The 25,512-nt window shown below is 70.7% G+C and carries 18 protein-coding genes and 1 pseudogene; 8 read left to right on the forward strand and 11 right to left on the reverse strand.

Annotated elements, in window-relative coordinates:
- The first annotated feature begins 79 nt into the window (after window positions 1-79).
- Complete coding sequence (locus ACIA73_RS29145; protein WP_399441782.1) at window positions 80-1,768, forward strand: BCCT family transporter; 1,689 nt, start codon at window positions 80-82, stop codon at window positions 1,766-1,768.
- A 95-nt stretch (window positions 1,769-1,863) separates the two neighbouring features.
- Here ACIA73_RS29145 and ACIA73_RS29150 read toward each other — a convergent pair whose 3' ends face one another.
- Window positions 1,864-4,278 carry an SUKH-4 family immunity protein gene (locus ACIA73_RS29150; RefSeq protein WP_399441783.1) on the reverse strand — a complete coding sequence of 805 codons (2,415 nt, stop codon included), beginning with the start codon at window positions 4,276-4,278 and terminating at the stop codon, window positions 1,864-1,866.
- A gap of 70 nt (window positions 4,279-4,348) precedes the next feature.
- Between ACIA73_RS29150 and ACIA73_RS29155 the strand changes: the two genes are divergently transcribed.
- Entirely contained in the window at window positions 4,349-4,855 is a 507-nt protein-coding gene (locus ACIA73_RS29155; RefSeq protein ID WP_399441784.1) for an NUDIX domain-containing protein, read from the forward strand.
- A 44-nt stretch (window positions 4,856-4,899) separates the two neighbouring features.
- Here the strand turns inward: ACIA73_RS29155 and ACIA73_RS29160 are convergent, their stop codons facing one another.
- Window positions 4,900-6,111 carry an MFS transporter gene (locus tag ACIA73_RS29160; RefSeq protein WP_399441785.1) on the reverse strand — a complete coding sequence of 404 codons (1,212 nt, stop codon included), beginning with the start codon at window positions 6,109-6,111 and terminating at the stop codon, window positions 4,900-4,902.
- 97 nt (window positions 6,112-6,208) lie between these two features.
- Here ACIA73_RS29160 and ACIA73_RS29165 point away from each other — a divergent pair, with 97 nt between their 5' ends.
- The 5 genes from ACIA73_RS29165 to ACIA73_RS29185 all read left to right on the forward strand — a co-directional run bounded on the left by ACIA73_RS29165 (window position 6,209) and on the right by ACIA73_RS29185 (window position 11,081).
- Window positions 6,209-7,195, forward strand: a complete 987-nt coding sequence (locus tag ACIA73_RS29165) for an ArsR family transcriptional regulator (protein ID WP_399441786.1) — start codon at window positions 6,209-6,211, stop codon at window positions 7,193-7,195.
- Between the two features lie 60 nt (window positions 7,196-7,255).
- Complete coding sequence (locus tag ACIA73_RS29170) at window positions 7,256-7,984, forward strand: SIR2 family NAD-dependent protein deacylase (protein ID WP_399441787.1); 729 nt, start codon at window positions 7,256-7,258, stop codon at window positions 7,982-7,984.
- Between the two features lie 175 nt (window positions 7,985-8,159).
- Entirely contained in the window at window positions 8,160-9,629 is a 1,470-nt protein-coding gene (locus ACIA73_RS29175) for an AlkA N-terminal domain-containing protein (RefSeq protein ID WP_399441875.1), read from the forward strand.
- A 27-nt stretch (window positions 9,630-9,656) separates the two neighbouring features.
- Entirely contained in the window at window positions 9,657-10,160 is a 504-nt protein-coding gene (locus ACIA73_RS29180; RefSeq protein ID WP_399441788.1) for a methylated-DNA--[protein]-cysteine S-methyltransferase, read from the forward strand.
- A 54-nt stretch (window positions 10,161-10,214) separates the two neighbouring features.
- Window positions 10,215-11,081 (forward strand): aminoglycoside phosphotransferase family protein, encoded by an 867-nt coding sequence (locus ACIA73_RS29185; RefSeq protein ID WP_399441790.1) that lies wholly within the window; start codon window positions 10,215-10,217, stop codon window positions 11,079-11,081.
- A gap of 153 nt (window positions 11,082-11,234) precedes the next feature.
- On the opposite strand, the gene ACIA73_RS29190 is transcribed toward ACIA73_RS29185, so the two are convergent.
- The 7 genes from ACIA73_RS29190 to ACIA73_RS29220 all read right to left on the reverse strand — a co-directional run bounded on the left by ACIA73_RS29190 (window position 11,235) and on the right by ACIA73_RS29220 (window position 20,958).
- A complete protein-coding gene (locus ACIA73_RS29190; protein WP_399441791.1) occupies window positions 11,235-12,062 on the reverse strand; it encodes an inositol monophosphatase family protein in 828 nt (275 codons plus the stop codon).
- 173 nt (window positions 12,063-12,235) lie between these two features.
- The gene (locus tag ACIA73_RS29195) at window positions 12,236-13,210 is read right to left on the reverse strand and encodes an isochorismatase family protein (protein ID WP_399441792.1); all 975 of its coding nucleotides are present in this window, start codon (window positions 13,208-13,210) and stop codon (window positions 12,236-12,238) included.
- A gap of 38 nt (window positions 13,211-13,248) precedes the next feature.
- On the reverse strand, window positions 13,249-16,365 hold the full coding sequence (locus ACIA73_RS29200; protein WP_399441793.1) for an AfsR/SARP family transcriptional regulator: 3,117 nt from the start codon (window positions 16,363-16,365) through the stop codon (window positions 13,249-13,251).
- Window positions 16,366-16,740: 375 nt separating this feature from the next.
- The gene (locus tag ACIA73_RS29205; RefSeq protein ID WP_399441794.1) at window positions 16,741-17,442 is read right to left on the reverse strand and encodes a glutamine amidotransferase; all 702 of its coding nucleotides are present in this window, start codon (window positions 17,440-17,442) and stop codon (window positions 16,741-16,743) included.
- 96 nt (window positions 17,443-17,538) lie between these two features.
- A complete protein-coding gene (locus ACIA73_RS29210; protein WP_399441795.1) occupies window positions 17,539-18,543 on the reverse strand; it encodes a PDR/VanB family oxidoreductase in 1,005 nt (334 codons plus the stop codon).
- Between the two features lie 176 nt (window positions 18,544-18,719).
- A complete protein-coding gene (locus ACIA73_RS29215; RefSeq protein WP_399441876.1) occupies window positions 18,720-19,685 on the reverse strand; it encodes a diiron oxygenase in 966 nt (321 codons plus the stop codon).
- 46 nt (window positions 19,686-19,731) lie between these two features.
- Complete coding sequence (locus ACIA73_RS29220) at window positions 19,732-20,958, reverse strand: hypothetical protein (RefSeq protein WP_399441796.1); 1,227 nt, start codon at window positions 20,956-20,958, stop codon at window positions 19,732-19,734.
- A gap of 237 nt (window positions 20,959-21,195) precedes the next feature.
- Here ACIA73_RS29220 and ACIA73_RS29225 point away from each other — a divergent pair, with 237 nt between their 5' ends.
- Window positions 21,196-22,254, forward strand: a complete 1,059-nt coding sequence (locus tag ACIA73_RS29225) for a lipoyl protein ligase domain-containing protein (protein WP_399441797.1) — start codon at window positions 21,196-21,198, stop codon at window positions 22,252-22,254.
- Between the two features lie 188 nt (window positions 22,255-22,442).
- Here ACIA73_RS29225 and ACIA73_RS29230 read toward each other — a convergent pair whose 3' ends face one another.
- Both ACIA73_RS29230 and ACIA73_RS29235 read right to left on the reverse strand, forming a co-directional pair.
- Window positions 22,443-24,806 carry a LuxR C-terminal-related transcriptional regulator gene (locus ACIA73_RS29230; protein ID WP_399441877.1) on the reverse strand — a complete coding sequence of 788 codons (2,364 nt, stop codon included), beginning with the start codon at window positions 24,804-24,806 and terminating at the stop codon, window positions 22,443-22,445.
- 3 nt (window positions 24,807-24,809) lie between these two features.
- Window positions 24,810-25,505: pseudogene (locus ACIA73_RS29235) on the reverse strand (AAA family ATPase); the annotation flags it as partial.
- Between the last annotated feature and the right edge of the window lie 7 nt (window positions 25,506-25,512).

Here is a 25,512-nt window from a genome sequence, read left to right on the forward strand (position 1 = left end):
CCATCTGGCCCGCACTCACCCCTTCCGAGGGCGCGCCAACCCCCCATATCACGACATGACGCACCATAAGGTGTGCGGCATGAGTACGGAATCCCTCGATCCACCCCAGCTGGACACCGCGCCCGACGGCCCACTCCAGGACGACAGTCCGGACATCACGGTCATTGTCGTCGGCGTGCTCACCGTGGCGGCCGTCGTCGTCTGGGCCTTCCTCGGCAAGGACTCGTTCGAGAGCGCGTCGTCCAGCGCCCTCGCCTGGGTCCTCGACAACTTCGCCTGGCTCTTCGTCATCGCGGCCGACGTCTTCCTGCTGATGTGCCTGTTCATCGCCCTGAGCAGGTTCGGCAGGATCCGGCTCGGCAAGGACGACTCGGAGCCGGAGTTCACGAATCTGGCCTGGATCGCGATGATGTTCAGCGCGGGCATGGGCATCGGGTTGATGTTCTACGGCGTGGGCGAGCCGCTCCAGCACTACCTCACCCCGCCCCCCGGCTCCGGCGCGGCGGCCGGCACCGGTGAAGCCGCCCGCTCCGCCCTGGAGTACTCCTTCTTCCACTGGACGCTCACCCCGTGGGCCATCTACGGCATCGCCGGGCTCGCCCTGGCGTACGCGACCTTCCGCAAGGGCCGGGGCAACAGGCTGAGCTCGGCCTTCGTGCCGCTGCTCGGCGAACGGCGCGCGGTGGGCTGGCAGGGCAAACTGATCGACCTGCTCGCGGTGTTCGCGACCGTCTTCGGTACGGCGACCAGCCTGGGCCTGGGCGCTCTCCAGGTCGCCAAGGGCCTCAACATCGTCACGGGCCTCAAGGACACCACCGGCGTCGAACTGATCATCATCGGTTCGCTCTCGGCGGCCTTCGTGCTCTCCGCCTTCTCCGGCCTGCACAAGGGCGTGAAGTGGCTCAGCACGATCAACCTCGTGCTGGCCGCCTGTCTGATGCTGTTCGTCTTCGTGCTCGGCCCGACCGTCTACATCCTGGACGCCGTCCCGGCGGCCGTGGGCGGCTATCTCGACCAGCTGCTCCCGATGGCGACCAGGACGGGCGCCTTCGTCGACAGGGACTGGCTGGGCGCGTGGACGATCTTCTACTGGGCGTGGTGGCTTTCCTGGGCGCCGTTCGTGGGCACCTTCATCGCGCGCATCTCCCGGGGCCGTACGATCCGCGAGTTCCTGATCGGTGTGCTGCTGGTGCCGAGCGGGGCGACCGTCGTCTGGTTCTGCGTGATGGGCGGTTCGGCGATCCGGCTCGACCAGACGAACGTCGCCGATCTGGCGAGTTCGGTCGAGGACGGGGCGGAGGCCTCGCTGTTCGCGATGCTGGACGCGCTGCCGATCGGGACCGTCACCTCGTGCATCGCGATGCTGCTGGTGATGACGTACTTCGTCACCAGTGCCGACTCGGCGTCCCTGGTGATGGGTTCGCTGACCAGCAAGGGGGCACTGCACCCGCCGACCTGGCTGGTGGTCCTGTGGGGCGTGCTGATGGCGGCGGTCGCGGCCGGGCTGCTCGTCGCGGGCGGCCTCAACTCCCTCCAGACGGCAACGATTCTGGTCGCCCTGCCCTTCGTCCTGGTGATGCTGGGACTCTGCTGGGCCCTGCTCAAGGAACTCCGCGAGGACCCGGGCGCGGGCCCGGCCCGCCACCAGGCACTGCACGGCCTGCGGGACGCGGTGCGAGCGATGGTCGGCGACGCCATGACCGAACAGAGCACCGAGAAACGGCATCCGCGACTGCGCCGGGCGGCGAAGTCGCGTACGGACGACTGACGGGCGGCTGACTGACGTTACGCCGGTGAAGGAGGGCCAGGGAGTCGAGACGCGAGCTCTCCCTTCTCCAGTGGAGGGCGCGAGCAGCCGGGACGTCATCCAGTGGGTGAGCCCGTACGGCCCGTCAGGGGCGTGATCTGGTCCTCCCCCAGGTAGTTCGGCCAGAACGGATAGCTGTCCCCGCTCTGCGCGCACGCCTGCGGGTCCACCGTCGCGAGGGTGTCGAGCGCGGCCTCCAGCAGGGCCCGGTAGGGGCCTTCGAGGTGCCCTTCCTGGTGGAGTTCGCCGATCCTGGAGGTCATCCAGTGGCAGAAGTTGTACGCCGAGAGGTCGGCGTTCATGGGCCCTTCCAGACCGGAGTCCATGTCTCGCACGTACAGCCTGCCGGTGGCCGCCTCCATCAGCATGGCGCGGTCCTCGGCGAGGTAGGCGAGACGCAGCAGCTTTTCGGCGTCGGGCGGGCGGGGGTAGTACTCGGCGTCGTAGCCGTGGTCCACCTCGAACGCGGACTCCGGGTCCCCGTAGTCGGTGTCGTACAGCTCCGCCACCGTGGGCAGCCGGCCGGTGTCGGGCTCGATGAACGCCGTGCCGTGGTGTGCGAGGCCGGTCTCCTGGAGGTAGCGGCGGGTGGGCGCGTGCGTGAGTACGCCGGGCAGGTCGTCCTGCGTATAGGCGGCGACGAACGCGTTCGGGTGGGAGAGCTGCGCCCCCAGCTCCTGTGCCCGCAGATCGAAGGCCAGCCCGTCGGGCCCCGGCCCGGCGATCCAGAGCAGTGGCCTGATCAGCGTCATGTGCCGCCAGAACGCCGAGACCCCGTCGTCCACCTGGAGCAGCCGGGGATCGCACTCCCGGATCACCTCCCGCATCGCCTGCTGGAGCCCCGCCACCACCTCGGGCCCGCAGACCACCCGGTCACGGGCGTACGGCCCGGTGTCGGGCCGCATCCGGGTCAGGGCCTCGGTGAGGTACGCGAGGGTGGACAGGTCGGAGGCGAACAGCTCACGATGGTGGAGGTCGAACTGATCCTGGCGGGAAGGCAGTTGGCCGATCCAGACGCGCCCGGTGCCGCCCTCCAGGACGACGACGTACGGGGAGTGCTGCCGGTACGGGAGGTGGCCCAGCCGGAAGAGGCCGGGGAGGATCTCCGCCAGGTCCGGGCCGAAGCGCAGCAGCGGAGCCTCGCGGGGCAGGCCCACCTCGGTGAGGAAGGTGCGGCTGGGGCCGTGGCCGATCCCGGCGGGGAGGTCGTCCGCCCGGATCAGGTCCTCGGGGTCGTACGTCGCCTCGGCGCGCTGCCGGTCGTACCCGACGCGCAGGGGCGCCTCGTCGGTCGTCCAGGGCGCGTTCATCGCCTGGAGCACCTCGTCGTCGGCGAACTGCGACCAGACGCCCCAGCGCTCGTCGTCCTCCTCGTTTGCCTCGTCGGCCCCCTCCCCCACCCGCTCGGCGGGCCCGTCGACCGCGAACGGATCGACCGACGCGAGGAGTGCGTCGAAGGTCGCGGCGGCCATTTCGTGGTGCCGTTCGGCGAACTGGTGCAGTGCGTCGAGCCTGCGGATCTGCGGGAAGACCCAGGAGGTGAAGGCGAGAGCGGAGACATCGCTGTTGACCTGCCGGAGCACCGAGTCGCTGTGCCAGCCGTGGAGGCGGCCGGTGTCGCCCTCGATCAGGAGGTCGGTGTCCTCGATGATGTGGCCGAAGTCGACCATGCGGCCGGCGCGGGGCGGGGAGTCGAGTCCCCGGCCCTCGTCGGCCCACGGCACGGGGTCCTGCCTCGGCACGAGGGGCCCGGCGTCCCGGACGATGCCGTGGGTGCGCAGGAAGCGGCGGGTGGGTTCGTGGGTGAGGAGTGCGGGCAGCGCTTCGTCCTCGTACCGCTGGATCTCCTGCGGCCCGAACTCGTCCTCCAGGAAGCCGCTGGACAGGTCGAAGGCGAGTCCGTCCTCGCCGGGTCCGGCGATCCAGGCGAGCGCGCGGACGGTCATCGCGGTGCGCCAGTACGGGTGGATGTCCTCGGCGGTGTCGAGGAGGGCGGGGTCGGTGTCACCGACGAGTTCCAGCATGGAGCGCTGGATTCCGGCGACCGTGCCGGGGCCGCACGGGGTGCGGTGGCGGGCGTAGCGGCCCTCGTTGGGGTCGAGCAGGGCGACCAGTTCACAGAGGTGGACCAGGGAGGAGAGGTCGGAGGCGAGCAGGCTGCGGGTGCCGGCGTCGTCGACGTACACCTGTCCCGTCATCGGCCGCACCACGATGTGCATGCCGCCGGGGAAGAACGTGAAGTGACCGATCTCCAGTGCGCCGTCGCGCCGGCGCAGCTCGCCGTCCAGGTCGAAGCGCATCAGCGGGGCCTCGCACGGCAGGCCGACCTCGGTGAGGAAGCGGCGGGTGCCGTGGTGCCACAGCCCGCTCACCGCCTCCAGGGAGGCCTCGTCGGTGCGGGTGACACCGGCCTCGGCGAGCACCCCGCCCAGTTCTTCCCGCCCGAAGTCCACCAGCATGTGCGCTCCCATGTCCCACTCCCCCGAGGTGATCGCGGACGATCGCGAGCGAGCGTACACACGGTGCGCCTACGCTGGCCGGGTGACCCAGGAGATCCAGGACTACGCCACCTACATCGCCTCGCTCCCCCGCGTGCTGGCCGGAGCGGCCGCCCTGTTCCGTGACACGGAGGGCCGGGTTCTGCTGGTGGAGCCCAACTACCGCAAGGGCTGGGCGCTGCCCGGCGGCACCATCGAGTCCGACACCGGGGAGACGCCCCGGCAGGCGGCGGGGCGCGAGACGCGCGAAGAGATCGGCCTGGACGTCGAGTTGGGTCAGCTGCTCGTCGTCGACTGGGTGCGGAGCCCGCACCGGCCGCCGATCGCCGCCTATCTGTACGACGGCGGGGTGCTGGACGCGGAGCGGCTGGCGGCGATCAGCCTTCAGGAGGAGGAGTTGCTGTCCTGGAAGCTGGTGCCGGTGGACGAGGTGCGGACGTATGCGCTGGGTTCGCTGGGCGATCGGATCCTGGCGGGTCTCGCGGCGCTGGCGGACGGGGCGGGCGCGGTGGAACTGGTGGACGGGCGACGGGTGGGCGAGATCGGTTGAGTCGCGGGTGGGGAGCCGGTGCCGGACGCAGGCTGTGGCGGGGGTCAGGTGGTGGCCCTGGGGGCGCCTGCGTGGTCCCGGGTCTGCTCTGCGGTCGTACGCCCCTGTCGCAGCCCCCGTTCCAGTGCCAGGGTGACCGTCACCGAGGCCGCCGCCATCACGGTCATCGCGGTGGCCGGTGAGGTGAACTGGGCGAGGCCGCCGGCCAGCGCCGCACCCACTCCCTGCATGGTGAGCATGCCGGAGAGTTGCAGTCCCAGGGCGTGCCCGCCGAGTTCGTCGGGGGTGAGGGCCACCAGCTGTTCCTGGAGCAGCAGGGTGGCCGCGAAGCCGATGGAGGCGACGAGTACGGCGGCAAGGGCGAGCGGCAGCGCCGGGTTCAGGAAGAAGATCAGATACGGGACCGCGAGCAGCAGCCGCAGCAGGGAACCGCCCTTGGCGCGCCAGGCCGGTGGGACGAAGCGCCCGACGACGGTGTCGCCGATCAGCATCCCGGCCGCCGCGAAAGCGAACAGGAGGCCCGCCTGCTGCGGCTCGTACGGTACGTAGAGGGATTCGCAGCCGACGATCAGCCCGTTGGGCACGCACAGCGCGAGGTAGACGTAGCGGCGCGGCTTCGAGGACCAGAGCAGCGCGTTGGTGCGCCAGGTCTCGGCGACCGAGGGGCGGCCGGTGGCACGCGGGGGGCGGGGGGCCAGCCCGAAGCGGGCGACCAGCGCGGAGACGAGCCAGAGGCCGGCGCCGGTCAGGAGGGCGCCGCGTGCCGAGAGCGCCTGGACGAGGACGCCGCCGAGGGCGAATCCGCAGATCTGCATGACGCCGTTGGACATGTTCATCACGGAGCGGCCGATCAGGAAGCCCCTGCGTTCGAGGATCTCGTTGAGCAGCCCGTAGGTGACGCCGCCACCGAGCGAGGCGAGGACTCCGAGCGCCAGGAGCACCGCGAAGGCGGCCCCGACCGGGAGTCCGGGGATCGCCTGGACGGCCGTGGCGACGGCGAAGGTCAGGCCCAGTCCGGCGATGGTGGCACGCGGTGGCAGCCGGTCGGCGGCGGACAACAGAGTGGTGGCACCCACCAGTTGGGCGAGCGAGGGCCCGAACATGGCCAGCGACGAGAGCAGGGGTGACCCGGTCCGGTCGTAGACGAGGATGCCGAGGGCGAGACCGGAGACGGTCTGCGCCGCCGACTTCATGGAGACGGTGAGGAACAGCGGCGTGAACTCGGGTTGCCGGAACAGCTCGCGGTAGGTGCGCATGGCGTGGAGTGTGGGCGCGGGGGCGGGGGCGCCGTTAATGTTTCGCGTGGGGGCGAAAGGCCGGAGCGGCGGGCCAGGGCTGAAGGTGGGGCGGCGGATGGGCTGGTGGCAGGTCAACGCGGACACTCTCGCGCGCGGGAAGTTCCTCGTCTCACCCCTCGCGGAGGCCATTTCGAGCCTTCAGGTGCTGCATCATCCGGGGCTGCCCCTCTCCCACCCGGGCGAGCGCGCCTGGCGCGACACCCATCTCCCCGGCTTCCGCGCGCGGCTCGCCGACGACCCGGTCACGGCCCTCCTCCTGGGCGCCGCCCTCCGCCCCACCTGGAACGCCGACTTCATCACCCCGACCCCGCTCGCCGACGGCAACAGCCAGACCTTCGAGCAGGAGCTGGACCGGGTGCGGGCCGCCCCCGCTGATGCCGTCCTCGACGATCTGGCGGTCGCGCTCGGCGGACCGCCGCCCGCCGTCCTGCACCGCACCGACCTGGGCGAGCGTGCCGCCGGGATGCTGGAGTGGGTGTGGCAGGAGACGGTGCTGCCACAGTGGCCGCGCCGGCGCCGGGTGCTGGAGGCGGACATCGTCGCCAGGACCACCCAGCTGAGCCGGGGCGGCTGGGCGGCGGCCCTGGACGACATGCGGCCGGGCATGCGCTGGCTGGGCGGCGACCGCCTCCAGATCAACACCCACGACCACCCGCCCCGCGAGATCTCCGGCGCACGCCTGCTGTTCGTCCCGGTCAGCTTCCCCGCGTGCTGGGTCTCCTGGGAGGGCCGGCACCGGTACGCGGTGACGTACCCCTGCACGGGCGCCCTGACCGAACCGAGCGGCCCCCCGGCCCCGCACGCCCTGGCCGCCCTGCTCGGCCCCGCCCGCTCTCAGATCCTCGTACTCCTCGACTCCCCCAAGAGCACCACCCAGCTGGTGGCCCTGACCGGCCTCGCCCTGGGTTCCGTGGGCCGCCACCTGAAAGTGCTGTTCGACGCCCGTCTGGTGCACCGCCGGAGAGCGGGCCGGTCGGTGCTCTACTACCGCACGGAGACGGGTGACGCGCTGGTCGACTCACAGCTGGAGATGCCGGCGTGAGCGGCAGGACGCCCCGAATCCAGTCGCCCCGCCCACGCTCCCCGGCCTAACCTCTGCCGCATGACACTCGTGGCATTCCTCAGCGGCGCCGGTATCTCCACCGACTCCGGCATCCCGGACTACCGGGGGCCGAACGGTGTGTGGGTACGCGACCCCGAGGCCGAGAAGCTGTCCACCTACGGCCCTTACATGAACGATCCGGAGATCCGGCGCCGCGCCTGGCAGGTCCGGCGGGACCGCACCCTTCTCGATGCCTCCCCGAATGCGGCCCACCGTGCGATCGCGGAGCTGGACCAGCGGCACGGCATCGCCGTGCGGGTGATCACCCAGAACGTGGACGGGCTGCACCAGGCGGCCGGGCTCCCGGCCCGCAAGGTGGTCGAGCTGCACGGCAGCGCACGTTCGGTGACCTGCACGGGTTGCGGGGTGCGCACGCCGATGACGGAAGCGGTGGCCCGGGTCGAGGCGGGGGAGAGTGACCCGGCGTGCGCGAAGTGCGGGGGGATTCTGAAGTCGTCGACGGTGCTGTTCGGTGAGCATCTGGACGACCGGGTGGTGGCGGAGGCCGTCGCGATCACCAAGGGGTGCGAGGTGTTCATCGCGGTGGGTACGTCCTTGCAGGTGTACCCCGCCGCGACCCTGCCGGGGCTGGCCGCCGACAACGGGGCCCGGCTGATCATCGTCAACGCCGAGCCGACCCCGTTCGACGACCGCGCCGATTCCGTGCTCCGCGAGCCCATCGGCACCGCACTCCCCGAACTGCTGAGGACACTGGGGACGCCGGTATGACGCACCTGCAACTCACGCTGGTCAGGGCGACATCACCTCCCCGCACGTCGATGTCGTGGTGAACAAGGGTCTGCCGACCGGTGCTGGGTCGTTGCCTGGCCACAGCACGTCGATGTCGGATTTCCGCCAGCGACAGCTGTCTCGGGTGCCGCATTCTTAGGTCATGCCTTCCACGATGCACACCGACACCGAGCGCTGCGTACAGGCCGTGCAGTCCAAGGACGCACGGTTCGACGGCTGGGTGTTCACGGCCGTCCTGACCACTCGGATCTACTGCCGGCCCAGCTGCCCAGTGGTGCCTCCCAAGCCGCAGAACATGACGTTCTACCCGAGCGCGGCCGCCTGTCAGCAGGCCGGGTTCCGGGCCTGCAAGCGGTGCCGGCCGGACACCAGCCCGGGGTCGCCGGAGTGGAACGCGCGGGCGGATGTCGTGGCGCGGGCGATGCGGCTGGTCCGGGACGGGGTGGTGGACCGGGAAGGAGTGCCCGGGCTGGCCAGGCGGCTGGGGTACTCGACCCGGCAGATCGAGCGGCAGCTGCTCGCCGAGCTGGGGGCCGGGCCGCTGGCTCTGGCGCGGGCCCAACGGGCTCAGACCGCACGGCTGTTGGTCGAGACGACCGGGCTGTCGATGGCGGACATCGCGTTCGCCGCTGGGTTCTCCTCGATCCGTACCTTCAACGACACGGTCCGCGAGGTCTTCGCCCTCTCCCCCAGCGAGCTGCGGGCGCGCGGGCGGCAGAATCTGCCGCAGACACCGGGAGCGATCGCACTGCGGCTGCCGTTCCGGGCGCCGCTGGAGCCGTCGAACCTCTTCGGGCACCTGGCGGCGACCGGGGTGCCGGGGGTGGAGGAGTGGCGCGACGGCTCGTACCGGCGCACCCTGCGCCTCCCGTACGGCCACGGCATCGCGACCCTCACCCCGCAGCCCGACCACATCGCCTGCCTGCTCTCCCTCACCGACCTCCGCGACCTCACCCAGGCGATCAGCCGGTGCCGCTGGCTGCTCGACCTGGACGCCGACCCGGTGGCGGTGGACGAGCGGCTGTGCGCGGATCCGCTGCTGGCACCGCTGGTGGACAAGGCACCGGGGCGCCGGGTGCCGCGTACGACGGACGCCGCCGAGTTCGCCGTACGGGCGGTCCTCGGCCAGCAGGTGTCGACGGCGGCGGCGCGCACCCACGCGGCACGGCTGGTGACCGCGCACGGGGAATCGGTCGAGGACCCGGCGGGCGGCGGCCTGACCCATCTCTTCCCGACCCCCCAGGCGCTGGCCGCCCTGGACCCGGAGTCGCTCGCCCTGCCCCGCAGCCGCCGCACCACTCTCACCACGCTGGTCGGCGCACTCGCGGACGGCTCCCTGGAGCTCGACCTGGACAGCGACTGGGACGAGGCCCGTGCGCGGCTGCTGGAGCTGCCCGGTTTCGGGCCGTGGACGACGGAGTTGATCGCGATGCGGGCGCTCGGTGACCCGGATGCCTTTCTGCCCTCCGACCTCGGAATCCGGCGCGCGGCCCAGGAGTTGGGGCTGCCGCACACTCCGGCGGCGCTCACCGCGCGGGCCGCGCAGTGGCGGCCGTGGCGGGCGTATGCCGTGCAGTATCTGTGGGCGACCGACACCCACCCCATCAATCTCCTTCCCTCGTAAACCCTTCCCTCGTAAAGGAGTTGGCGCATGTCACCGCTCAAGCAGCACACCGTCATCGACAGCCCGTACGATCCGCTGACCCTGGTCGCCACCGATGGCGTCCTCTCCGCGCTCTATATGGTCGACCAGCGCCACCGGCCCGCGCCGGAGACCTTCGGCGACCGGGACGACGAACCGTTCCCCGAGGTCATCGAGCAGCTGAATGCCTTCTTCCAGGGCGAGTTGACGGAGTTCACCCTCCCGCTCCACCTCGAAGGCACCCCCTTCCAGCGCTCCGTCTGGGAGCAGCTGCTGACCATCCCGTACGGCGAGACCCGCTCGTACGGTCAGCTCGCCGACCAGCTCGGCAAGGCGGGTGCCTCCCGGGCGGTCGGCCTCGCCAACGGCAAGAACCCGATCGGCATCGTGGTCCCCTGCCACCGGGTGATCGGCTCGGGCGGCAGCCTGACGGGGTACGGCGGCGGCCTGGACCGCAAGCGGCGGCTGCTGGCGTTCGAGGGCGGGGCGCGGGAGGAAAACCTGTTGTTCTGAGGGGGGTTGGGGTCGCTACGGTGATCCCCCGCCACTCCCGCCCGGAAGGCCGCCATGACGTCCGACGACTCGCAGGCAGCTCTGGTACGTGAGCTGCTGCGTGACCAGTTCCCGCAGTGGGCCGCGCTGCCCGTCGCGGCCGCCGGGGCCCAGAGCACGGCGAACACGATGTTCCGGCTGGGTGCGGATCTGGTGGTACGTCTTCCCCGGGACGCCGGGGCGGCCGAGGACATCGTCAAGGACCGCCACTGGCTGCCGAGGTTCGCCCCGGACCTTCCCGTGGCCATCCCCTCGCCCCTGGCCATGGGCGAGCCGTCCTCCTCCTTCCCCCTCCCGTGGGGTGTCTACAGCTGGCTGGAGGGGGTGAATCCGGACGTCGTGAGCGGGGGCGAGTCCCTGGCCAAGGACCTGGCGGCGTTCACCACCGCGATGCACGCCCTCGGCACGGCCGGTGCTCCGGCGTCGTTCCGCAGCGAGACACTCGCTGACCGTGATGCCTCCACGCGCGACGCGATCGCGGCCCTGGCCTCAACGATCGACCCGGCGGCGGCTCTGCGCGTCTGGGACCGGGCGCGCCGCGCCCCGGGCCGGGCCGGCTCCCCGGTCTGGCTCCACGCCGACCTCCAGCCCGGCAACGTCCTGGTCGCAGACGGCCGTCTGACCGCCGTCATCGACTTCGGCTGCATGGGCCTCGGCGACCCCGCGGTCGACCTCATCGCCGCCTGGTACCTGCTGACCCCGGCCGCCCGCGACGCCTTCCGCACGGAGTCGGGCGCGGACGAGGCCGAGTGGGAGCGCGGCAGGGGCTGGGCCCTCTCCATCGCCCTGAACGAGCTCCGCGCGTACCGTACGGTGAACGCCACCATGGGCGAAAAGGCGCGGCACGTACTGGCGGGGCTGCTGCTGGACGGGACCCCATAGGCAGGCATGCCCGCGCAGGCGCCACCACTCGCCGGGCGAGCCCCGGACCGGCCCATGCACCCCGGCCCGTGCAGACAGACCCCGGCCCACGCCAGCGCCCACCCCAACGCCCGCGCCCACCCCAGCGCCCGCGCCCTGTAGGACGACCGCCCCCTACGCCCTCCCCCCGTCAGCCGCCAGCAGCCCCCGCACCCTCTGTGCCGTCCGCGCGTCCCGCGCCGCGGTGAACGGCAGTGCGTTGCCCCCGACGATTCGGTACCGCTCCCCCGTCAGCGTCAGATCCGTGCCCCCCGCCTCCTCCACCAGCAGCAGCCCCGCCGCGTGGTCCCATGCCAGCTCCCAGCTGAAGGCGACGGCCTCCAACTCCCCACTGGCCACCGCCAGATACTCCAGCCCCGCCGACCCGCACGGCCGCGCCGCGACCCCCGCCGCCCGCAGCCCCAGCAGCGCCCGCTTCTGCTCCGGCGTCGTGTAGTCGGGATGCGACATGGCGACCCGCAGCGGGGCCCCCGGCTCCGGTGAGCCCGCCCGCAACCGCGCCCCGTCCAGGCGGGCGCCCTCGCCCCGTACCGCCACCGCCATCCGGTCCCTGGCCGCCGCGTAGGTCCAGGACGCCTGAACGATCCCGCCCCGTACCAGCGCCACCAGCGTGCAGAAGCCGTCGTCGCCCCGCACGAACTCCCGCGTCCCGTCGACCGGGTCGACGATCCAGACGGGAGCGTCACCCCGGATCGCGTCGTACCGGGACGGGTCCGCGTGGACCGCTTCCTCGCCGACGACCACGGACCCGGGCAGCAGGGCCGTGAGCGCGGCGGTGAGGTGCTCCTCGGCGGCCCGGTCGGCGACCGTGACCAGGTCGTGCGGACCGTTCTTCTCCAGCACCTCGTGCGCGGCGAGCTGCCGGAAGCGCGGCATGATCTCGTCGGCGGCGGCCTTGCGCACAGCCGCTTCGACCTGGTGGACAAGCACATTCTCGATCATGCGTCCAGCAAAGCACGCCCCTCCGACAGCTGGCCAACGCCCGGTCACTCCCCGGTGGAACACAGGACCAGGTCTAGGCCGGGTCCCCGGTAATGGGCGGTGTTCGCTCCGGCGGACGCGGGCGGGATCAGGGGGGCGGGATCAGGGGGGGCGGGATCAGGGGGCGGGGCGCCTCAGCGATAGGAGAGGGCGCCGAACGGCCAGGACCTGTCCAGCCAGTCGCCCACCACCTCGACCACCCGGCCGTCCAGCGCGGCCCGCTCCGCGGTCACCCACGACGAGACGTCGGCCGTCCTCGGGTCCTCCCGGTCCGGGTAGACGTACACACACCCGATCACCGTGCTGGTCAAAGCGTCGAGGACGGTGAAGGTGAACCCTCTGCGGTCCTCGAAGTCGCGGGCGTGCCGGTGCAGGTCGCGAAGGTTGTCCGTCAGGGAAATCCCCTCCGCGGGCGGCCAACTACCGTCGAAGCCGGGGGTGTTGCGGATGTGTTCGACGCTGTCGCCCCAAGCGGCGCGGTCCTGCTCGTTGTGTTCGGGACCGAGCGGTTCGAGCCGGAACTCTCCGGCGTCCAGAGTGCGCGGTATGACGAAGTCGGCGGGGACGAAGGGCAGCGGGCGGTACGCGGCCGCGTTCCGCACCGTACCGAGCCGGGGGAAGATCCGTTCCACGGTGAAGTCCTGCTCGTCGGCGGCGAACGCGGACATGGCGTCGGCGACGAACTCCACCTCGTACCCCAGGTCGAGCGCGGCCCGCGCGGTGGACTCCACGCCCATGGTCGTCACCAGTCCGGCGACCACCACCCTGCGCACGCCCCGCTTCACCAACTCCTCGTGCAGACCGGTGTCCTGGAACGCGCCCAGGGTCTGCTTGACCACCACCACGTCGGAGGGTTCGACCAGTTCCTCGGCGAACCCGCTGCCCGGCGGCTGTTCGTCGACGCCCGGCCGGTCCACCCTGATCTGCACCACGGGCAGCCCCTGGGACCGGAAGTCGGCGGCCAGCGCGCGGCACCGCCGCAACACCAGCTCACCCGCGTAGGGGGCGAGGGACAGCGCGAGGATGCGGGGCATCAGGTCGACCAGCAGCAGCGCGGAGTCGGATGCGGGAACGGATGCGGGGGCAGCCTCGGGCTCAGTCGCAGTCATCGGGCCATAATGCTTCACCGTTCGATCACTTGGCGAGGTCAGCCGCATCCCTCCAGGGCGGACGCGACGATTTCCTCCGGAGCGAGCCGGGCGCCCCGGAGTGCGGCCGCCTCGAAGGCGTCGGAACCGAGGGCTTCCCGCGCACGCCGCTCCCCCTCGTTGTGCGGCGCCCGCCAGTACACCGAGCCGAACCAGGGAACTCCGATGGTGTTCCACTCCTCTTCGGCCGCCCCGAGCAGCACGGCCGCCCGTCGGCCCCGGCCGTCCGCGGCGGCGATCCAGCCCAGCAGGTCGACGATCATCGCCATCCCCAGCCGGTCCCGGAAGTCGCGCTTCATGCGCAGGCACTGCTTCGCGTGCTGGGCTGCCGCGGCCCGGTCGCCACCGGCCCACTCGGCGAAGGACTGAACGTAGAGGGCGTAGGCGAGGGTCCACTGCTCGTCGTGCGCACGGCAGATGCTGCGCGCCTTCCGGCAGAGTTCGACCGCCCGGCCCGAATCCCCCAGGAAGACGTGGGCCAGGGCGAGTTGGGACTGGGCCATGATCACCATGCTGTTGGTGTCGCCGAGCGCGGCGTACTGGCCGACGGCCTCCTCCAGCAGGAGCTGCGCGTGTCGGGGTTCGTCGCGGAGCAGGGCGGCGGTGCCCGCCATGTGGGTGCCGTGGGCCATGGCCACGTCGTCGCCGAGCCGTCGGGCGAGTTCGCGGCACTCCGCGGACCTGGCGACGCTCTCGGCGATGTCCCCGCGCAGATAGGCGATGCGGCTCATCACCCAGAGGGCTTTGGCGCGCTCGGGTGTCGGGGCGACGCAGAGGCGCAGTGCGCGGTCGAGCCAGCGCTGCGCCTCCTCCACATAGCCGCAGGCGACCCAGAAGGAGTACAGCGCGGCGGCCAGCCGGGTTCCGGTCAGGGCTTCACCCGGTGTGGTGAGGGAGAAGCCGAGCGCCTCCCGGAAGTTGGCGTGCTCGGAGCGCAGCCGGCCGGCCCATTCCTCCTGGCCGGATCCGAACCACTGCGACTCACCCCGCTCGGCAAGTGCCAGGTAGTGGTCGCGGTGGCGGCGCCGGAGCGCGGTCCGCAGCCCGGCGTCACCGATCTGGGTCCGCCCGTACTCACGGAGCGTCTCCAGGAGCCGGAATCGGATGTCCCCTTCCGATTCCTCGCGGATCAGCACCGACTTGTCGACGAGCCCTTCGACCAGGTCGAGGATCTCCGTGGTCGGGAGATCCGCACCGGCGCAGACGGACTCCGCCGCCTCCAGGTCGAAGGTGTCGGTGAAGGTCGACAGCCGTGCCCAGAGCAGCCGCTCGTCATCCGTGCACAGGTGAAAGCTCCAGCACACCGTCGCCTGCAGCGTCTGGTGACGGGGCAGCGCGGTGGGCCGGGCCGTCGTCAGGACCCGGAAGCGGTCGTCGAGGCGGGCCAGCAGCTGTTCGGGAGACAGCGTCCGCAGGCGTCCCGCCGCCAGCTCGATTGCCAGTGGGATGCCGTCGAGCCGTCGGCAGATGCGGGTCACGGTCTCCGTGGTCTCCGGCGACATCGGGAACCCGCAGGGAACCGTGGCGCGTGCCCGGTGCGCGAACAGGGTGAGGGCGGCGGTGTCCTCGTCGTCGGGCGCGCAGTACGCGCCGGACGCGGGCCCCGGCGGTACTTCGCGCGCATGCGTGGCGTCCGGTGGTACCCGTAACGGCGCGACCGGGAAGAGGTGTTCACCGTCGATGGCCAGCGGCTGCCGGCTGGTGACGACGACCCGTAGGCGGGTGGCCGCCCGGAGCAGGGTGTCGACCAGCACGGCACAGGCGTGCAGGAGGTGTTCGCAGTCGTCGAGCACCAACAGGACCTCCCGGTCCCTGAGATGTCTGATCAGGGAGACCAGTGGTGCACGGCCCGTCTGGTAGTGGATGTCGAGTGCCGTGGCCACGGCGTGCGCGACGAGTCCCGGGTCGGAGAGCCCGGACAGCTCGACCAGCCATACGCCGTCGCGGAAGGCCGGCTGGAGGTTCAGCGCGGCGCGCAGCCCGAGACGGGTCTTGCCCACGCCGCCGACGCCGGTGAGTGTCACGAGCCGGTGCGTCGCCAACAGGGCGTGCAGCCGGTCGAGTTCATGCTGACGTCCCACGAAGCTGGTGAGCTCCGTGGGGAGGTTGCCGGGGGGCTGGTGGGCGGGGGGCTCCCTGGCGGGCGCCTGCTCGGCGGACGTCTGCCGTGCGCGGGCATTGTTGCCGTGCGTCTGACTGCCGGGCCGGTGTTGGCCAGGCCCTTGGTTGCCGGGCCTCCGACTGCCTGGCACCCGCTTCTCGGGCCGCCGCGGCTCCACGCCGTAGGGGTGGCGGCCGTCCTCGGGGGACGGGTCGGCGGTGGTGGGCGGGTCCAGGGCGGCGTCGGCGGCCAGGATCTGTTCGTGGACGCGGCGCAGTTCGGCGCCCGGCTCGATACCGAGCTCATCGGCGAGCAGTCGGCGTGCCTCCTGGTACGCCTTCAGGGCCTCGGCCTGCCGGCCGGCCCGGTGCAGGGCCCGCATGAGCAGTCCGTGCAGCCGCTCGCGCAGCGGATGCGCGGCGATCAGCCTGCGGAGTTCGCCGACGAGGTCCGCATCGGCGCCGAGGGCAAGATCGAGTTCGACGCGCTCCTCCAGCACCCCCAGCCGGTGCTCCTCCAACCGGTCCCGCTCGGCGTCGAGCAGCGGGCTGGCCAGCCCTTCGCAGAGCCTGCCCCGCCACAGCTTCAACGCGGCGTGCAGTTCTTCGGCGGCCGCGGGGAGGTCTCCGGCGGCCCTGGCGGACCGCCCCCGTTCCATCTGCTCGGTGAGTACGTCCAAGTCCACCCCGCCGGCCGGCACCGTCAGCACGTACCCGGCCTCGGTCCACTTCAGCAGCCGTGACGGCGCCCGGGCCTGCCGCCCGGGTTCCAGCACCCTGCGCAGCCCGGCGGCGTGCCGTTGCAGCAGGTTCACCGCCCGCCCCGGCGCCGCGGTACCCCATACCGCTTCGATCAACTTCCCCCGGGAAACCGGCCGGTTGGCGTGCAGCAGCAGTACGGCGAGCATCACCCGCTGCTGCACCGGCCCCGCGTCCAGTTCCTCCCCGTCGCGCCACACCCGCAACGGTCCGAGCAGATCGAACCACAGCGTTCCGGACCTCAGTTGCTCGTCCATCGACGCCACCCCCGTGACAGTCGTCCTCAACCCAACCGGCACCACCTCCGCCGGAAACCTGGGGCGGCCCCCGCACCGGCCGTTGCCGGTGCCGCGGCCCGCCCCGCACCCATGACTCGTCCGAGGCGCAGCAGGAGAGGGTCGTGCCACCCCGGTCGACCGCCACGGCTCTTCGGACGTGGACAGATCCGGCGGCTCTCGTACCGGAGGCCTTCCGCGTCACTCCTCAGGAAAGACGTCTGCGCCGTGTCTGGCGATCCCCGGGGATGGCAAAATCCCGGTCATGAGGCGGCGCTTCCGCCTCATGAGGGGGTGTACGTGGCGGTCCGTATCTGCTCTCACCCCAGGGGCGCGGGGCCGAGAAGGTGCCAGCCACTACTTCAGTGCACCGTCGAGCCAGCGGTTGAGGAAGCGTTGGCTCCGGTGCGCCAGCCGGTTCGCGTACCGGTGCGTGTCCGCCCTGAGCTGCTGGACGGACACTCCTGGGGCCTGCGAGATCTCATGAGCATGGCCGATGAGCCAGGACTCGATGTCGTTGCCGGGAGCCTCCGCATGGAACTGCAGCCCCAGGGTGGAGCTTCCGACCGCGAAGGCCTGGTTCGCGCACACCGGCGTGGAGGCGAGATGGGTCGCCCCCGCCGGCAGGTCGAAGGTGTCGCCGTGCCAGTGCAGCACCGGTGAGTCCAGCTCGGCGAGCGGCGATCCGGCCCCCGCTTCGGACAGTTCGACCGGGCCCCAGCCGATCTCCTTCGCCTCCGCCGGACAGACCTTGGAACCGAGCGCGGCAGCGATCAGCTGTGCGCCCAGACAGATGCCGAGTACGGGTTCCTCGCGGGCCAGTCGGGCCCGTATCAGCGCCAGCTCCTCCTCCAGGAAGGGATACGCGTCGGTCTCGCCCGCCCCCATCGGACCGCCCAGGACGATGAGAAACTGCGGGGAGCGCCATGCGACCTGTTCCAGGAGCCACCCCCGTCCGGCCTCCACGTACGTCACGTCGATGTCCCGCTCCCTCAGTACCTGCTCGAAGGAGCCCAGGTCCTCGAAGGCGACGTGCCGGATCGCCACAGCTTCAGTCATCTCGATCATCCTCGGGATTCGCTGGTTCACCGGACCACTGCGGCCGGTGGTGGTTCTGTGAACTGGGGCCCGTGGGGGCCGTTCGGGCACAGGCCCTCAGAGGTCCAGCACGAGCCGGGGACCGCCGGCCCGGGAGACGCAGATCATCATGCTCTCGCCCGATGCCCGCTGCCGATCGCTGAGGATGGAGTCCCGGTGGTCGGGAGCACCCTCGATGACGCTGGTCTCACAGGTCCCGCAGATCCCCTCGCGGCAGGCCGCGAACGTCCGTACGCCCGCCCGGTCGGCCACATCCAGGATCGACTCGTGCGGTGCGACGGACAGGGTCAGGTCCGAGCGCCGGCAGACCACCTCGAAGGCGGTGGCCCTGCTCTGCTCCTCGGGCTGCACCGGCCGGGCCCCGAACCTTTCCGTCCGCAGGCTGCCGGCCGGCCATCCGGCGCAGTGGGTCTCCACGGCGCCGACCAGTGGCTCGGGGCCGCAGCAGTACACCTGGCAGTTCCGGCGTGGCGCGTTCAATGCCTTCGCCAGCGGGAGCAGCCCGGCCTCGTCCTGCGGATGGGTGCGTACCCGGCCGCCGTACTCGCTCAGCTCGTCGAGGAAGGCCATGGATGCCCGGGAGCGCCCGCCGTAGAGCAGCTCCCAGTCCCTGCCGTCCGCTTCGGCCGAGGCGATCATCGGCAGGATCGGGGTGATGCCGATGCCTCCCGCGATGAAGAGGTAGCGGGGGGACGGCTCCAGCCGGAAGTGGTTCCGGGGGCCGCGGACCAGCACGGTCGCACCGATGCCGAGTTCCTGGTGCACATGGCGGGATCCGCCGCGGCCGTTCGGTTCGAGGAGTACGGCCACACGCCATGCGTGACGGTCACTCGGGCTGCCGCACAGCGAGTACTGCCGTACGAGATCGAGCTCGGGCAGGATCAGGTCGATGTGGGCTCCCGGTGTCCAGCGGGGCAATTCCCGCCCGGCCGGATCGACCAGGGTAAGGGTGACCACTCCGTCGGCCGCCCGCTCCCGGTCGCTGATGCGAAGAAAGGTGGTGTATTCCTGACAAGGTCCGGGCGCCCCGGGCCCCGGTAACTCTGCGATGTCAACTGACATTTCCTGCCTACTCCCGCACTGTTTTCATTGCTGTGGGTGCAGCATTCATTTGCATGTGTGCTGCGTCCATTGCTGATTCTGCTGTCGCCGAAGCCGATGGTGCCGCGTACGTGGAACGAACCGGCCCGGCGCACCCTTCCGCTGTGCACCGGGCCTTCTCGGCCGGACGACCCCGGTCAGGCGATCAGCCCTTGCCGCGCGAAACTGTCGCGGGCCGCGGCCGACTCCAGAAGGCCTATCTCTTGCGCCAGCGAGACGATCTGCGAGTAGTTCAGCGACGTCAGATCGGCGGCGCCCGCACTTCTGCATTCCCGGATCATCTCGTCGGCCTTCGGGAAGCCGATCTGCCGCAGCATGGAAAGCCAGACATCCAGCTCCCGGTCCGCGAACCAGACCACGGGTTCGGACAGTACGTCGGCGAAGGCGGCCCGCTGTCCTTCCGTCAACTCGTGTGAGAACAGCTGCGCCAGGGACATGAACAGCGGACTGTGCACCATTTCGTCGTGCCGGTGCGCCGCCACCGTCATGCGGTTGAACGACTGGATCTCCTGGCTTTCGCTGAGCAGATGGAGATAGTCGCTGATGAAGATCTCCGACACCACCGCCGTGGCGAACTGGATCATCCGCCCCTGCCAGGGCTCGTCCGCCCGCTGCTGGCGCTCGCGCATGTGGCTGACCAGGTTGAACTGAGGAATCACCAGGTCACCCAGCCCACGGCGGCCGCGCGTCAGCCGGCTCGCCTGCTCCACCAGGTGTACGTGGTAGACCTCGTCCACCATGGTCTCGCAGACCGCCATCTGCGCATCGTCGGAACGCAGCCCCGGCATCGTTCCCCCGAGGATGTCGAGGCAGGTCGGATTGACGATCTCCGTCTCGATCTGCACGGTCTTCGCGTTGTACATGAGCCAACCGCAGCTCAGTACCCGGGACTTCATTTCCGGCGAGCACGACTGGTACTGCGGCATGTCGCGAAACGGCAGGAGGCTTTCGAGGAAGTCCTCCTTGCCCGTTTCGAAGAACGGCTCCAGTTCCTGCTTCTTGACATAGGCCCGCCGGGGCCAGCTCACCGCGAGCCGCTCAAGCATGATTTTGGTGTGGGACAGATCGTCGGTCTCGGCACGAGGGTCCAGGCCCTCATCCATGATCACGAGTTCTACTCCTCTTCAGCTCCTTTGCGACCGCGTCCGTTCAACGGTTCCGCCCGGCGGCGAACTCCCCGTGGAACATCATCAATCCGTCGTCGCAGTCGTAGACCTTGGCGACCTTGTCCGTATTGGTGTCGATACGGATGAGGTGGTCGCTGACAAAACTGGAAATGAACACGGACTCCTCGTCCACCATCGCGGTGGCGGTGTGGGCGTTGCGGAAGTCCGAGGGCAGTTCCCGGCCGGGGCGCAGCCGCTTGAGGAAGCTCGGCTTTACGGGGTCCTGGATGTCCCAGATCGAGATGTAGCCGTCCCGCCCGTAATTGAAGGGGCTGTCGAACTGCGGGCCCCACGAGTCCTCTTCCGCCACGTACAGCTTGCCCTTGGCGACCGTCAGGTCCGAGGGCGACCGGTACATTCCGGCGCCGCCCGGCGTACGGGTGGGCCCGATGACGCATTCGGCGGTGTCCAGTTCGGTGTCGACCAGCCAGACGCTCTGCCCGACCACCGTGGCGCCCTGGGGCGTCCGCGACGTGGATCCGACCTGCATGGCCCCTATGTAGGCGTAGCGGTTGTCGATCCAGGTGGCGTAGTGCGCGAACGCGCCGTACTCGAGTTCCGTGCCCAGCGGGATCGCGTGGGTCGCCTCGACCTTGCCGGTGTGCCGGTCGGGCCGGTAGACGCGTACCTCACCGATGTCGTAGTCGTATCCGACACCGAGCCCGACGGTGCCCCTGGGGTTGAAGTTCACCCCGTGGGTCTGCCTGGTCAGCTTGCGGTCCGTGTGGAGCACGCGCTGTTCCAGGGTGCCGTCCGGCTTGATCCGGAATCCGCGCACGCGGTCGTCCGTGTAGTGCGTGATGTAGGTGAACTTCGAGCGCGGCAGGAAGGTCGGGCCGTGCGTCTGGGTGTAGAGCGGCCGGGTCCACGGCATGATCGGCTGCTTCGGCGAGGTCTGTTTGAGGTTCGGCATGTCGGACGGCGTACCGGCCACGTCCAGCGGGACGATCTGCCGTAACTCCACATCGGCGGTGCCGCCGTCCCAGTCGATGCCGTTCAGGTGCAGTACGGCGATGGACCCGTTGAAGGGCGGGATGGCGTCCGTGGCGATGTAGACCGTCTCCTCGTCCGCCGCGATCCACGAGTGCTGGAGGCTGGCGGGCTGCCACCCGTCGAGGCTCTCCAGCGGGAAGGTCACCAGCTTGTCCTCTTCCGCATGAACCAGGACGAGTTCCTTGGTCATCATGTTCACGCCGGTGAGAATGTGCATTCTTTGTTGCTCCCCGTTTGGTGTAGGTATGCGCATCGGCCGGCCGGACAACTGTTGCCCGCTCAACCAGACGCGGAACTCATGGTGCTTGCGCGGGTTGCAGCATCTGTTGCAGAACTCGTTGCAGCGGCACTGCCGACCCCTCACGACCCCGCTGTGAACAGGCTTTATATCCGGTTACTGTGGGGCGCAACGGACAACATTCCGGTTCGTCCTGATCCGTTCGGAGGATGCACGGTGCACGGTGAATACAAGGTCCCCGGCGGCAAGCTCGTCGTCGTCGACCTGGACGTCGAGGGCGGCGCACTGCGCAATGTGACGGTCGCGGGCGACTTCTTCCTCGAACCCGACGAGGCGATCGACGCCATCAACCGGGCCCTGGAGGGCGCCCCCGTCGACACCGACGCGGCCGGCCTGGCCTCCCGTATCGAAGCGGCCCTCCCCGAGGGCACCGTGATGTTCGGCCTCACCTCGGAGGGCATCGCCGTCGCGGTCCGCCGCGCCCTCGCGCACGCCACCGACTGGACCGACTACGACTGGCAGCTCATCCACGAGGCCCCGCAGCCCCCCGCCCTGCACATGGCCCTCGACGAGGTCATCACCACCGAGGTCGCGGCCGGCCGACGCCCGCCGACCCTCCGCGTCTGGGAATGGGGCGCCCCCGCGGTCGTCATCGGCAGCTTCCAGTCGCTGCGCAACGAGGTCGACCCGGCGGGCGCGGAACGTCACGGGATTCAGGTGGTACGCCGGATCAGCGGCGGCGGCGCGATGTTCATCGAGCCGGGCAACACCATCACCTACTCCCTCTCCGTCCCCACCGCCCTCGTCCAGGGCCTCTCCTTCGCCGACAGCTACTCCTACCTGGACGACTGGGTGCTCGGCGCGCTCGGCGACATGGGCGTGAAGGCCTGGTACCAGCCCCTCAACGACATCGCCACCGACGCCGGAAAGATCGCCGGCGCGGCCCAGAAGCGCATGGTCAGCGAGGCGGGCGGCGCCGTGCTGCACCACGTGACGATGGCGTACGACATCGACGCGGACAAGATGACGGAGGTGCTCCGCATCGGCAAGGAGAAGCTCTCCGACAAGGGCACCAGAAGCGCGAAGAAGCGCGTCGACCCACTGCGGCGGCAGACGGGACTGGCACGTGAGGCCGTCATCGAGCGGATGATCGGGTCGTTCCGGGGACGGTACGGGCTGGAGAACGGCAAGGTCGGCGAGCAGGAGCTGGCCCGGGCCGAGGAGCTGGCGCGGACGAAGTTCTCGACGCAGGAGTGGACGGCGCGGGTGCCGTAACGGGGTGACGGCACCCGCCCGTTGCCGTGTCCGGGCCGGTACGAGGGCCCGCACGCGGGCCAGTGTGCGCCGTTTCCCGCCGGTGTCTCGCGCAGTGCCACCACCACCGCGGGCCAGGCCTCGGCCGGTGCGTCCAGGCGGCCGGCCAACGTACCCGGGGGCGACGGCGGCCGGCCGGGGCGGCGCGGTCAGGCTGCGCGTGCCATCAGCCGGACCAGCACCGCGCGGGAAGGGACGTTCAACTTCCGGTAGACCCGGGAGAGATGGACCTCCACGGTGCGCGGGCTCACAAAGAGCTGCTCGGCGATCTCCTTGGTCCGGCATCCCCTTCCGGCGATCTGAGCGATCTCGCGCTCCCGGTCCGTCAGGCAGGACAGGTCGAGGCCGGCCGTCACGGTCTGTTCACCCCTGGCCGCCGGCTCGCCGGCTGTCGTGACATGCGTGGCCGGGGCGAGCCCGTTCTGGCGTACCGCGTCGGCGACGGCGTTCTCCTCGGCGCCGACGTCGGCCAGCAGCAGGGGCGACCCGCACCGGATGGCGAGTTCCTTGGCGGGGCGCAGCATCTCGGACGCCCGGCCCGGGCTCCCCGCGGCAGAGGCGCACTGGGCGGCGAGGGTCAGCGCGCGGGCCTGCGATCCGAGCGCGCCGTGCACGGCGAACAGGTCCGCCGCCTCCCGGTAGTGGTTGGCCGCCTCCTCGGCCCGTCCCGCGGCCCGGTGCGCGTGTCCCCGTGCGGCGAGCGCGAAGGCCCGCTGGTACGGCAGGCCGACCGTCTCGGCGGCAGCGGCGGCCCGCTCGGCGTACTCCCCGGCCCACGGGCTGCCCTGGAGGATCGCCGCCGCGCAGAGCAGCTCGAAGCACTGCGCGCGCAGGGCCAGGACGAAGTTGGGCAGGGCGCCGCCGCCGCCGGCGTCCAGTACCAGGGCCATGCAGTACTCGCTGCACTCGCCCATCTCCACGGCGGCGGCGAGGCACATCAGCGCCCCCGTGCTGTACCAGTACGTCCTGGGCGGCAGGGCCTTGATGAGGCGCTGGGCTCGGGAGACCGCCCGCTTGCTGTCGTTCCTGCGGCTCAGCCAGATCGCGCAGTTGGCCTCCAGGGCGAGCCCGAAGTCGCGTACCTGCTCGGCGCCGACTCTGCGTCCCCATTCCTTGACCTCGATGGCCGCGCGCCGGGACTCCCCGATGCGGCCCATCGTGTTGTTGACCAGGCTCAGGCCGAGCAGGAACAGCGGCAGGGCGCTGGTACCGCCGAACTCCTTGGCGAGCGCCACCCCCCTGCGCATGGTGGCCTCCGCATCGACGAGGCGCGCCGCGTTCAGCTGAGCCCAGCCCAGCAGGGCCAGGCAGTCCGGGCTGTGCGCGATTTCGGCGTCGGAGAGCTTGTCGACGCAGTCGGAGCTGGTCTTCAGAGCACTGAGCGCGGTCTCGATATCGCCGAGCGAGGTGGCCTTCAGGGCGCGCAGCGCCATCGCGGCGGCCGTGGAGGTGTGGCACTCGAACTCCTCGGCGCGGCGGGCGGCCAGGTCGACCGTCGCGGTGTCAAGGGTGCCGCCGTCGTACAGACCGATCACTCCACGCCGTACGAGCAGCTCGACCTCCTCCAGGGAGGGTTGGCCGCCCAGCATGGCGAGTGCTCCGTCGAGTGTGGCATTGGCCTCCGAGTAGCGGCCGAACAGCGTGTCGATGGCGGCGCTCTGGGACACCGCCTTGACCCAGGTCTCCACCGGCAGCGCGGCCCCCATCGCCACCGCTTCCCGCAGGTGGGGCATGGCGTCCCCGAAACGCTCGGCCACGCACAGGGCGCGGCTCAGGGCGATCAGCGCGAGGCCGCGCCGGCGACGCGGCAGCGGCATGCGCAGGGCGGCCTCCAGCCAGGTGATGGCCCGCTCCGGGCTGCCGGGCAGGGATTCCTCGGCGGCCCGCAGCAGGATGTCCAGGTCATCACTGTCCGCGCCGTCCGGCGCGGCGGCCACGTGGTGGGCGAGTTCGGACGGGGGCGCCCCGCAGCCGCGGAGGTAGCCGATGGCGCGGCGGTGCGCCTCTCGGCGCCAGCAGCCGTCGGTCTCCGCGTACACGGCGTCCCGTACCAGGGGGTGCCGCAGGACCATCACCGAGGCCGGCTCGGCGCGGCGGAAGAGGTCCCTGCCCAGCAGGACGGTGGCCGCGGTGCAGACCCTGGCCCGCTCCAGTCCGGCCACCACGGCGAGCGCGGCGACGTCGAAGCGGCCGTCGAGGACGGCGGCTGCCTCCAGCACCCGCCGCTCGTCGTGGCCCAGCAGGGCCGCCTCCGTCTGCACCAGTTGGACGAACTCGTCCTTGTCGCCCGGGTTGGCGAGCGCGAGCAGGTACTGCGGCACACCCTGGCTCTCGCGGTACAGGTCGACGGAGCGGCGGCTGCGGGCCTCGGTGGACAGCAGGTCGGCGGTCTGCCCCAGCGTCAGTTCGGACAGCTGGATGCGTTCCACGACCCCCGACACCACCCCCTGGGCCAGGGTGCTGCGCAACGACGATCCGGTCTGCCGCGGCCGGTGGGCAATGACGATCAGCATCGGTGCGTTCAACGGATATCGGACCAATTGGTCGATGAGGTCCGTGGTGTACTGATCAGCCCAATGGCAATCATCCAGGACGACAACGGTCGGAGAGTTTCCCGCCAGCCTTTCCAGCAAGCCCCGCATCGCGGAGAGCACGAAATGCCTGGGTTCCTTTCCGGTCACGTGATGGGCGTTTTCGTATTCCTCGGCAGAGGCAAATGTTTCACAAACATTGTCGGAAGATTGCGACCAGATTGCACGTATCGTTGCCGCAACATCATTCGGCAGTTCGCGGGAGGCGGCGAGCACCAGCCGGCAGTCCAGGGAAGCCGTGATCGACTGGAGCATAACCCGCTGGTCACTCTCGGTGGCCCGTCCCTGAGCCACTACGAAGCCCCTGCTCCTGGCCTCCTCCGCAAGCTGGGTGAGCAGGCGCGTCTTGCCGGTGCCCGGGTCGCCGGTCAGCTCGACGACCCGTCTCCCGTTGCGTATCGCACCTAGCGCCTCCATCAACTTACGGTGCTCCCTTAGCCGGACATTTCCGTTTCTGGAAGATGTTCCTGCGCCAGCCACTGTCGACACCAACTCCCTGCTTGCACGTGCCGTACCGAATTGATCGGATGCACATTCGACCCACAAAGAGACTATGTTCCGAACGTCAAGCAGTGGCTGCAGGGCGCATCTTTGGCCTGAAATTGACAGTGCCTGGAGCATCACTCCG

The sequence above is a fragment of the Streptomyces sp. NPDC051561 genome (genome assembly GCF_044454195.1).
Taxonomy (GTDB): Bacteria; Actinomycetota; Actinomycetes; order Streptomycetales; family Streptomycetaceae; genus Streptomyces.